This window comes from Micromonospora sp. (genome assembly GCF_048594385.1).
In the GTDB taxonomy this organism is placed as follows: Bacteria; Actinomycetota; Actinomycetes; order Mycobacteriales; family Micromonosporaceae; genus Micromonospora; species Micromonospora wenchangensis.
The window spans coordinates 1-9,906 of record NZ_JBMDWU010000408.1 but is presented as its reverse complement, the minus strand read 5'-3'; the positions used below and the strand labels follow the sequence as shown (position 1 = coordinate 9,906).

Here is a 9,906-nt window from a genome sequence, read left to right as displayed (position 1 = left end):
GGTGGGAAACCGCCCGCCCCACGTGGCTGCTCAGGCCGCCGAGGTGGCCCGCTCCTCCTGCGGCGACTCGACCGTCGCCGACGAGGCGCTCAGCTCCCGCAGGATCGACTGCTCGGTGCGGGTCCGTGCCACGTCCAGCCCACCGTCCTCGTCGGTCAGCAGGAGCTGGGCGAACTGCGCGCGCACCTCACGCTTGAGCACCTTGCCGGTGACCCCCAGCGGGATCTTGGTGTCCCCCTTGGAGACGACCGTCGCGGCCAGCTCGTGCTTGCCCGCCGCCCGCAGCGCCCGGTTGATCCGGGTCAGCAGCTCCTCGGCGGTGAGGTCCGACCCGTCGATCAGGCGCAGGGCGGCGATCGGGGCGAACGAGGTCGGCTCGACCGGGTCGACCACCCCGACGACGGCGCAGTCCACCACCGCCCGGCACGCCTTGAAGATCTCCTCCTCGAGGGTGAGGCTGTAGACCGGGCCGCGCCGCGTCGTGATCACGTCCGTGGTCCGGTCGTAGTGGTAGAACCGGCCCTTGTCGTCCTTGTAGCCGATGTCGCCGGTGAGCCAGTAGCCGTTGCGGATCGACTTGTGCGTCAACTCGTGGTTGCCCCAGTAGCCCAGGGTCACCGTCGGGGTGTGCACCGCCAGGTAGCCGACCTGGTTGGGGCCGAGCTCCCGACCGTCCTCGTCGAAGACGACCGCGTCCTCGACGATCGGCTCCGGGTAGCCGACACAACGGTTGTAGGCGTTGGTCTTGGGGCCGTGGATGTTGAGGAACAGGGCCATGCCCATCTCCGAGGCGCCCAACCCGTCGAGGTAGTGCGACCCCGGCCGCCAGCTGCCGTTCTCCCGGTGCCGGCCGAGCCGGACCAGCTCCCGGACGTGGGCCTCGTGCGAGGCGTCCGCCGTGCTGATCCAGGTCGTCACGTTCGACGCGGCGGACGGCTCCAGGCCGAGCGCGAGCATCTCGGTGAAGGTGATCGGGAAGCCGGTCACCACGCTGGGCTTCCACCACCGCATCGCCTCGGCCACCGTCGCCCCGTCCTGGGACTCCATGACCAGCGTGGGCAGGCCGATGAGGGTGGCCATCATCATGTAGCTGTAGCCCGACGAGTGCGAGGCCGGGAAGGCCAGCAGCATCTTGTCGTCCGGGCCCGACGGCAGCGTCATGATCCGGGGGCGCTTGCCGGCGAAGAACTGGCGGTGGCCGAACGTGGCGGCCTTCGGCATGCCGGTGGTGCCCGAGGAGTGCGAGATGAGCACCGGGTCGCGGTCGCCGTGCCGGTACGGGTAGACCCCGGGCAGCGGGCCGGCCGGCGGCGCGGCGTGCATCGCCTCCTGCGAGGCGGTGAACCGGAACGGACGCGCGTCGGCCATCCCGTTGAGCAGCGGGCCGAGCTTGTCCGCGTCGACCACCACGCCGACGGCGTCGAGCCGGGAGAGGTACTTGGCGGCGGTGTCGGGCACCATGTTCGGGTTGATCACGGCGGGGATCGCGCCGAGGCTGTTGAGCGCCAGGAAGTGCACGAAGCTCGCCATGCCGTTGCGGGTGAAGACCCCCACCCGGTCGCCGTGGGTCACCCCGGCGTTGTGGTACCACCGGGCGTACCGCTCGGTCTGGTCGCGCAGCGTCGCCAGGCTGTAGACGACCAGGTCGTCCGGGCCGCCGCCGGGCGGCAGGTGGTGGAACAGCGGGGCGTCGTGGTCCTGCCCCCGCTCCAGGGCGTGCCACAGGAAGTCACCCGCGCCGAGCTGACGGGTGGCCAGCAGCTCCAGCCGGGCCCGCAGCCCCCGGTGCGACCGCCCGAAGTGCATACGCGGGACCGATGCCAGATAACGCTGTAGTGACCTGAGCTTCATGGTGCCTCCTCGGTGCTTCGGTGCGGCCAGATGGCCTCGGGGTCGGGCAGGGGTTCGGTCAGCGCGTCGAGATGGGCGCGCCAGTCGTGCAACCGCCGCGCGTCGACGGGGGCGGTCGGCTCTCCGTTGATCCGGGTCAGGACCCGGATTCCGTGCAGGGCACTGGTGATCCACACCTCGCTGTCGAGCAGCTCCGCCACGCTGGGCAGCCGGTGGCGTACCGGCATTCCCAGCTCGGCGCAGCGGTCGAGCAGCAGCCGCCGGGTGACGCCGGGCAGGATCCGCCCGTCCTCCGGTGGGGTGTGCAGGACGCCCGACGACCACCAGTAGATGGTGCTGAACGCCCCCTCGCGGATCCGACCGTGCTCGTCGCAGAGCAGGGCCTCGTCGGCGTCCGCGTCGTGGGCGGCGGCTCTGATCTTCTCCAGCTCCTCGAAGTCCGGCCCCTTGAGGTGGGGCAGCCGCCGGGGGTCCGGATGCGGCCACAGCCAGCCACGGGCCTCACCGACCCGGGGCGGGGCGGGCCGCAGCCGCAGGGCCAGCCGCTGGGTGGGAACCAGGTGCAGTTCGATGCGGGGAAACCACACCCCGGAACGGGGCAGCGCCGTGGTGACCGACGCCCCGAAGGACGCCACCCGGTGCGCCGAGACCCCGAACCGTCGTACGGCCGCGCCGAAGCGCTGCCAGTGCAGGCGGTACGCCCGGGCCCGGCCGTCGGTCAGGAGCCAGGAGTCGGCCACCACGGGGCGGTAACGACTATCCTCGATTCCTTCGCGGACCCCCGTCTCCCACAGCAGCAGGGGGGCGGCCCGAGTCGCCGACGGCATCTTCTTCTCCGATCCGTGGTGTGTCGCCGATTGGCTGGGCCGACCATAGGGCGGCCGTGAGGTCCCGCTCCAGAGCCACGTTGACGCCGTGCTCCGGGCCACTTGTCGCCCGCCGGCTTTGGACCCGTGCGAACCCCTGATGTGGCCCTGTACCGACCGTGGCCGGGTGCCTATCGTCGCTACCTACCGTGATCGCTGTTCACATTCGTCACCGTCCGTCGGCACGTCCGGCCCGGTGGGGGCGGGGGCACCGACCGCACGGACCGGCAGCCCGAGCCGCCGCGTTTCCAGCCAGACAGAGGGGAGTACGCCGTGACCGCCGTCATCGAACCCACTCAGGACACCTATCGGGTGGACGAGTTCGTCGAGGCCGCCCGAGCGAGGGCGGGAGTTGCGGACTTCGAGTTCGCGCACCTGGACGCCCTCGACCGGCTGCTGCGGGCGTTGGACACCGAGGGTGGCCTCAACGAGGCCGGTCGCCGGTCGGTCCGGGGCGCCCTGGTCGCCGCGCTGGCCACCCAGGCCGCCGCGCACCGGGCCCGGGTGAAGAACCCGGAGATCGCCTCGGTCGAGATCAACCAGCCGGTGTTCATCACGGGCATGACCCGCAGCGGCACCACGCTGATGCACAACCTGCTCGGCCAGCACCCGGACCTGCGTTCCCCCGACCTGTGGGAGCTGATGGCCCCGGCGACCGACGACCGCGACGAGGCGACCCGCCAGGCGCTCGTGCAGGCCGCGGAGAACTTCTGCACCGACTACTACACCGTCGCGCCGGCGCTCAAGCCGGTGCACCTGTGGGAGCCGCACCGCCCCGACGAGGACCACCGGCTGACCGCGCCGACGTTCAAGACGATGGCGTACGAGCTGCGCTACACCGTGCCCTCCTACGGCGAGTGGCTGCGCACCCAGGACCAGTACGACGCCTACGACTACCACCGGTACCTGATGCAGCACATCGTCTGGCGGGTGCCCACCGACACGCTGGTCCTCAAGGACCCGTTCCACCTGTGGCGGGCCGACGCGCTCGCCCGCACCTACCCGGACGCCCGGCTGATCTACATGCACCGCGCCCCGAGCGTCACCATCCCCTCCACCTGCAGCCTCACCGAGATCATTCGACTCGCGCGCGCCGACCGGGTGGACCGCCTCGCGCTGGGTAAGCTCTGGACCGAGCGCTTCGCCCAGATGCTCGACCTGTTCGCGCGGGCCGAGCAGGAGCAGCTCGCCGGCACCCCGGTGCTCGACGTCGACTACCAGCGTCTGATGGCCGACCCGATCGCGGTGATGGCCGAGATCTGCGACTTCCTCGGTGCCCGCTGGGACGGCGAGGTCGAGAAGGCGTTCCGCGACTACCTCGCCGCGAACCGCAAGGACAAGCTCGGCAAGCACGTCTACCGGGCCGAGGACTACGGTCTGGACGCCGACGAGCTGGACGAGCGCTTCTCCGCGTACCTGACGAAGTACCAGATCGGAGGACGGGCGTGAGCACCACGTCGGAGCCCACGGTGCTGGAGACGGTCACCGAGCAGGTCCGCGCCTTCGCCCGTACGGTGGACGGCGCCCCCACGGTCACCGTCGGCATCGTGACCCCGCTGTCCCTGCCCGGCGACCCGACCGCCGGCACGCTGACCGCACGCGGGGCCCTGATCGGCGCGGAGTACGTCCGCGACCACGGCGGCATCCGCGACGGCCTGCAGTTCGACTTCGTCGTCCGCGACGACCAGGAGACCGTCACCCTCGACGGCGGCACGATGCCCCGCTCGGCGGTCGGCGCGCTGGCGAAGGTCGCGATCGTCGACCGGGCGCTGGCCGTGCTGGGGCCCTGGCACCTGCGCTACACCGAGGAGGTCGCCGACCTCGCCGACCGGATCGGGGTGCCGCTGTTCATCGAGAACGCCCACCCCGGGGTCACCGCACGCAAGCGCCGGGCGGTCTTCCGCACGTTCACCTCGATGGCCGAACGCGCCCCGGTGCTGATCCGGTTCGCCGCCGACCAGGGCTTCCGGCGGGTCGGCCTGATCCACGCCGACACGGTCTTCGGGCGCAGCGCCGCCGCGCTGCTCACCGCCGAGTTGCAGGCGGCCGAGGAGCCCATGGAGCTGTACTCGGTGGAGTTCGACCAGGAGTCGACGACGGACCTGCGTCCCCAGCTGCGCGAGATCCAGCAGTGGGGGCCGGACGTGGTGATCAACGTGGGGGTGGTGCGTACCAACCACCTCATCGTGCAGCAGGCGGCGGAGATCGGGCTGCTGCCGAAGGTGCCCATGCTGGCGCCGTTCCAGTGGCCGCTGCGGGCGCCGGACTACTGGAAGGCGCTCGGCGCGCACGGCCTGCACATGGTGTGGCCGGCCACCCAGTTCAGCCCGAACTGGTCGGGGCTCACCCCGATCGGCAGGTGGTTCGTGGACCGCTACCGCGACACGTACGGCACGATGCCGCCGGACACCGCCCTCAACGCCTTCACCGACATCACGATCATCGCGCAGGCCCTGCGGCAGGCGGACCGGGTCGGCCGGGCGGAACTGATCGACGCGCTGGAGAAGGGCACCTTCGACACCTGGCGCGGCCCGGTCAGCTTCACCCGGGGCGAGACCCACTGGCACCACAGCCCGCCCCCGGTGGTGCTCCAGCAGTACCAGGAGATCGACCAGGACATCTCCACCGTGCCGATCGTCTACCCGCCCGAGCTGCGTACCGCCGGGTACGTGCGGCCGGGCTCCTCGACCTGACCGGCCTGACCGGCCGACACCTGTGGGGAGACAACGCCATGGCGTTCACTTCGACCGCATCCGAAACCTCATCCGACCTGCGGATGTCCTACCTCGACGTGCTAGAGGCCGAGGCGGTGCACATCATCCGGGAGGTGGCGGGCACGCTGGAGCGTCCCGTCCTGCTGTTCAGCGGCGGTAAGGACTCCGCCGTCATGCTCCACCTGGCCCTCAAGGCGTTCCTGCCGGGCCAGCTGCCCTTCCCCGTACTGCACGTCGACACCGGGCACAACTTCCCCGAGGTGATCGAGTACCGCGACAAGGTCGTGGCGGAGCACCAGCTCACGCTGCGGGTGGCGCACGTGCAGGACTACATCGACGACGGTCGGCTCACCGAGCGGCCCGACGGCAGCCGCAACCCGTTGCAGACCGTCCCGCTGCTCGACGCCATCACCCAGCACCGCTTCGACGCCGTGTTCGGCGGCGGGCGGCGCGACGAGGAGAAGGCGCGGGCCAAGGAGCGGGTGTTCTCGCTGCGCGACGAGTTCGGGCAGTGGGACCCCCGCCAGCAGCGCCCCGAGCTGTGGAACCTGTACAACGGCCGGCACGATCCGGGCGGCCACGTACGGGTCTTCCCGCTGTCGAACTGGACCGAGCTCGACGTGTGGCACTACATCGCCCGGGAGGAGATCCCCCTGCCGGCCATCTACTTCGCCCACCAGCGTGAGGTCTTCCTGCGCAACGGGATGTGGCTGGCGCCGGGGGAGTGGGGCGGTCCGCGCCGCGACGAGCAGGTGCAGGAACGCACCGTGCGGTACCGCACCGTCGGTGACATGTCCTGCACGGGCGCCCTGGAGTCCGGGGCCGCGACCATCGACGAGGTGATCGCCGAGATCAGTCTGTCCCGGATCACCGAGCGCGGTTCGAGCCGGGCCGACGACCGGATGTCCGACACCGCCATGGAGGACCGCAAGCGGGAGGGGTACTTCTAGTGACCACACTCAGCCTCGACACCACGCGTGACGGCGAGCTGCTGCGGCTCGCCACCGCAGGCAGCGTCGACGACGGAAAGTCCACCCTGGTGGGCCGGCTGCTCTACGACTCGAAGTCGGTGCTGGCCGACCAGTTGGAGGCGGTCGAGTCCGCCAGCCGTGCCCGTGGCTACGGCCAGGCCGACCTCGCCCTGCTGACCGACGGGCTGCGGGCCGAACGCGAGCAGGGCATCACCATCGACGTCGCCTACCGCTACTTCGCCACCGGCAACCGCCGGTTCATCCTGGCCGACACCCCCGGGCACGTGCAGTACACCCGGAACATGGTCACCGGCGCGTCCACCGCGCACCTGGCCGTGATCCTGGTCGACGCCCGGCACGGCGTGGTGACCCAGACCCGGCGGCACACCGCGGTGGCCGCGCTGCTGCGCACCCCGCACGTGGTGCTGGCGGTCAACAAGATGGACCTGGTCGGCTTCGCCGAGGACCGGTTCGCCGAGATCGACGACGAGTTCCGCCGGCTGGCGGGTTCGCTCGGGGTCCCCGACGTGCGGTCCATCCCGTTGTCGGCGCTGCGCGGCGACAACGTCGTCGACGCCTCGACCGAGATGCCCTGGTACACCGGGCCGACCTTCCTGCAGCACCTGGAGCGGGTGGACCTCGACGAGGACCTGACCGCCCTGCCGGCCCGGCTGCCGGTGCAGTACGTGCTGCCCGACGGGTCGCTCGCCGGTCAGCTCGTCGCCGGCCCGCTCCGTCTCGGGCAGCAGGTCCTGGTCACGCCCGGCGGCCGGCCGGCGGTGGTCACCGCCCTCCAGCGGCTCGGCACGCCGATCGAGAACGCCCGGGCCGGCATGTCGGTCAGCGTGAAGCTCGACGGGGCGGGCGAGGTGGGACGCGGCGACATGATCGTCGCGGCGGACCGGATCCCGACGACGACCCGGCAGGTCACCGCGACGCTCTGCCACGTCGCCGAGCGTCGGCTGGGTGAGGGCGCACGGGTCCTCGTCCAGCACCAGACCCGGGTGGTCGAGGCGACGGTGGCGTCGATCGTCGACCGCCTCGACCTGGCCACCCTGGAGCACACCCCGAACTCCGACCCGCTGGTGGTCAACGACATCGCGACCGTGGTGCTGGACCTCGACGAGCCGATCGCCGCGGACCCGTACCGGCTCATCCGGGGCACCGGGTCGCTGCTGCTCATCGACCCCGCCGACGGGGCGACCCTCAGTGCCGGCCTGGTGGGTCCGGCTTTCCGATGAATCAACCGAAGGATGTACGACGGTGCCCGAAGTGAACCGAATCCTGGTGGACATGTTCGTCGACCCGGTGTGCCCGTGGGCGTGGCTGACGTCCCGGTGGCTGCTCGACGCCGAGCGGCAGCGTCCGATCGACGTACGGTTCAAGATCATGAGCCTGTCCGCGCTCAACGAGGGACGTGCCGACATCGACGCGTTCTACCAGCGCAACATCGGACCGTGGCGGCGGCCGGTGCGGGTGCTGATGGCGGCCGAGCAGCAGCACGGGCCGGACGCCGTCCGGTCGCTCTACGACGCCATGGGCACCCGCCGGCACGTCAAGGGCCAGTCGTACGGGCCGGCCCTGTACAAGGCGGCGCTCACCGAGTGCGGCCTGCCCGGTGAGCTGGCCGACGCGGCGGACGACGCCGGGCTCGACGACGCGGTGCGCAAGAGCCACCAGGCGGGCATGCAGCCGGTCGGGCTGGACGTCGGCACCCCGACGATCCACGTGCACGTGCCCGGCGGCGACCCGGTGGCGCTGTTCGGCCCGGTGGTCACCCCCGCCCCGCGGGGCGAGGACGCCGCCCGGCTCTGGGACGGCTTCCTCCTGGTCGCCCAGACACCCGGGTTCTACGAGCTCAAGCGCAGCCGCACGAGTGGCCCGCAGACCCGCTGACGACCGCCCCGGCGTTTTCCGCACAGAAAGTGAACGTCCCGACATGCAGGAGCCGTCAGTGCCCAGGATCGGTGACGAGGTGGTCCGCCGCTACCTCGCCCGCCTGGACGAGCCCGGCCGGCCCAGGGTGAACCTGGCGACGCTGGTCCGGTTGCACGAGCGTCACGTCCGGCGGGTTCCGTACCACAATCTCGACATCCAGTTGGGCCTGCCCACCGACGTCGACCCGGCCGGCAACGCCGCGCGGCTGGCCGACGGCGACGCCGGCTACTGCTTCCACCTCAACGGCGCGTTCGCCGCCCTGCTGGCCGCGCTGGGCTTCGACGTGACCCTGCACCGGGGCCAGGTGAAGAAGGCGCCCGCCCTGCCCGACGGCGTGCAGTTCGCCAACCACCTGACCATGACCGTCCGGCTGGACGGCCGGCGCTGGTTCGTCGACGTCGGGCTCGGCGACGGGCTGCTGGGTCCGGTGCCGTTACGTCCCGGCGTGGTCCGGCATCCGCCGCTGACCTTCGCCTTCGCCGAGGCGGCGTGGGGGTGGCGGTTCACCCACGATCCCCGCGGGTCGTTCACGGTGATGGACTGGGAGGACCGGCCGGCGCGGCCGCACGACTTCGTCGCCGCCCACCAGCTGCTCTCGACCGCGTCGAGCTCCACCTTCGTCCGCCGGTTCATCGTCACCAACCGGGGGCCGGACGAGGTGGTGTGGTCGCTCGTCGACCGGCTGCTGACCCGCATCGACGGCGACGGCGTGCACCGGCGGGAGCTGACCACCTTCGACCAGTGGCGTCGGGAGTTGGAGGAGACGTTCCTCCTGCGGCTCGACGACCGGCACACCGCCGGGCTGCGGCTGCTGTGGCAGCGGTTGCCGCAGCGTCCCGGCATCCCCACCGGCTGACCCGCCGCCGCAGGACAGGAGACGACATGCAGATCAGCACCGGCCCCGACGGGGTGCCGCGCTGCGGGTGGTGCACCGGAACCCCCGTCTACGTCGCGTACCACGACGACGAGTGGGGGCGTCCCGTGCACGGTGACGCCCCGCTCTTCGAACACCTGGCCCTGGAGGCGTTCCAGGCGGGGTTGTCGTGGTCGACGATCCTGCACAAGCGGGACGCCTTCCGGTCGGCCTTCGCCGGCTTCGACCCGCAGACGGTCGCCGGCTACGGCGACGCCGACGTGGACCGGCTGCTCGCCACCGACGGCATCGTGCGCAACCGGGCCAAGATCGAGGCGACCATCGACAACGCCCGGCTCGTCGTCGCGCTGGCCGGCGGCCTCGACGCCCTGCTCTGGTCGTACGCGCCGGACACCGTCCGGCCCCGGCCCCGCTCCACGTCGGAGGTGCCGGCCAGCACGCCCGAGTCGACGGCGATGGCGCGGGAGCTGAAGCGGCGCGGGTTCCGGTTCATCGGCCCGGTCGGCGCGTACGCCATGATGCAGTCGACCGGCATGGTCGACGACCACCTGGTGGGCTGCCACCTGGCCGTGGACGGCTGAACCCGCTGCGGGGGGGGGGGCCCCCCGCCCCCCGGGGGGGGGGCCCCCCCCCCGCGGGGGAAGCCCCCCCCCCCCCCCCCCCCCCGCCCCGGGCGGGGGGGCCCCCCCCCC

At 71.8% G+C, this 9,906-nt stretch carries 9 protein-coding genes; 7 read left to right on the top strand and 2 right to left on the bottom strand.

The annotated features are described in order from the left end of the window. Positions 1–30: 30 nt before the first annotated feature. Positions 31–1,851 (bottom strand): class I adenylate-forming enzyme family protein, encoded by a 1,821-nt coding sequence (locus ACOJTC_RS21905; RefSeq protein WP_204923267.1) that lies wholly within the window; start codon positions 1,849–1,851, stop codon positions 31–33. Further along, positions 1,848–2,678, bottom strand: a complete 831-nt coding sequence (locus tag ACOJTC_RS21900) for an aminotransferase class IV (RefSeq protein WP_420118281.1) — start codon at positions 2,676–2,678, stop codon at positions 1,848–1,850. Before ACOJTC_RS21900 ends, ACOJTC_RS21905 begins: the two co-directional genes overlap by 4 nt. A gap of 312 nt (positions 2,679–2,990) precedes the next feature. On the opposite strand from ACOJTC_RS21900, the gene ACOJTC_RS21895 reads away from it, so the two are divergent. From ACOJTC_RS21895 to ACOJTC_RS21865, 7 genes are read left to right on the top strand one after another with little or no spacing between them, the layout of a single operon-like run. Further along, entirely contained in the window at positions 2,991–4,166 is a 1,176-nt protein-coding gene (locus ACOJTC_RS21895; RefSeq protein WP_357929356.1) for a sulfotransferase family protein, read from the top strand. Further along, the gene (locus ACOJTC_RS21890) at positions 4,163–5,410 is read left to right on the top strand and encodes an ABC transporter substrate-binding protein (protein ID WP_420118280.1); all 1,248 of its coding nucleotides are present in this window, start codon (positions 4,163–4,165) and stop codon (positions 5,408–5,410) included. Before ACOJTC_RS21895 ends, ACOJTC_RS21890 begins: the two co-directional genes overlap by 4 nt. Before the next feature lie 38 nt (positions 5,411–5,448). Further along, positions 5,449–6,381 carry a sulfate adenylyltransferase subunit CysD gene (gene cysD / locus ACOJTC_RS21885; RefSeq protein ID WP_357929352.1) on the top strand — a complete coding sequence of 311 codons (933 nt, stop codon included), beginning with the start codon at positions 5,449–5,451 and terminating at the stop codon, positions 6,379–6,381. Continuing rightward, a complete protein-coding gene (locus ACOJTC_RS21880; RefSeq protein WP_420118279.1) occupies positions 6,381–7,643 on the top strand; it encodes a sulfate adenylyltransferase subunit 1 in 1,263 nt (420 codons plus the stop codon). Before cysD ends, ACOJTC_RS21880 begins: the two co-directional genes overlap by 1 nt. A gap of 52 nt (positions 7,644–7,695) precedes the next feature. Next, positions 7,696–8,298: a disulfide bond formation protein DsbA gene (locus ACOJTC_RS21875; protein WP_204923594.1), complete on the top strand. Its 603-nt coding sequence runs from the start codon at positions 7,696–7,698 to the stop codon at positions 8,296–8,298. A gap of 43 nt (positions 8,299–8,341) precedes the next feature. Beyond that, complete coding sequence (locus tag ACOJTC_RS21870) at positions 8,342–9,196, top strand: arylamine N-acetyltransferase family protein (protein WP_363655828.1); 855 nt, start codon at positions 8,342–8,344, stop codon at positions 9,194–9,196. A gap of 26 nt (positions 9,197–9,222) precedes the next feature. Continuing rightward, positions 9,223–9,795, top strand: a complete 573-nt coding sequence (locus ACOJTC_RS21865) for a DNA-3-methyladenine glycosylase I (protein ID WP_357929344.1) — start codon at positions 9,223–9,225, stop codon at positions 9,793–9,795. Positions 9,796–9,906 lie beyond the last annotated feature (111 nt).

What these genes read in the sequence shown, in the direction of transcription:
- ACOJTC_RS21900 (WP_420118281.1), bottom strand. Translation starts at nt 2,678, where the DNA reads ATGCCGTCGGCGACTCGGGCCGCCCCCCTGCTGCTGTGGGAGACGGGG.
- ACOJTC_RS21870 (WP_363655828.1), top strand. Translation starts at nt 8,342, where the DNA reads ATGCAGGAGCCGTCAGTGCCCAGGATCGGTGACGAGGTGGTCCGCCGC.
- ACOJTC_RS21905 (WP_204923267.1), bottom strand. Translation starts at nt 1,851, where the DNA reads ATGAAGCTCAGGTCACTACAGCGTTATCTGGCATCGGTCCCGCGTATG.
- ACOJTC_RS21875 (WP_204923594.1), top strand. Translation starts at nt 7,696, where the DNA reads ATGTTCGTCGACCCGGTGTGCCCGTGGGCGTGGCTGACGTCCCGGTGG.
- cysD (WP_357929352.1), top strand. Translation starts at nt 5,449, where the DNA reads ATGGCGTTCACTTCGACCGCATCCGAAACCTCATCCGACCTGCGGATG.
- ACOJTC_RS21865 (WP_357929344.1), top strand. Translation starts at nt 9,223, where the DNA reads ATGCAGATCAGCACCGGCCCCGACGGGGTGCCGCGCTGCGGGTGGTGC.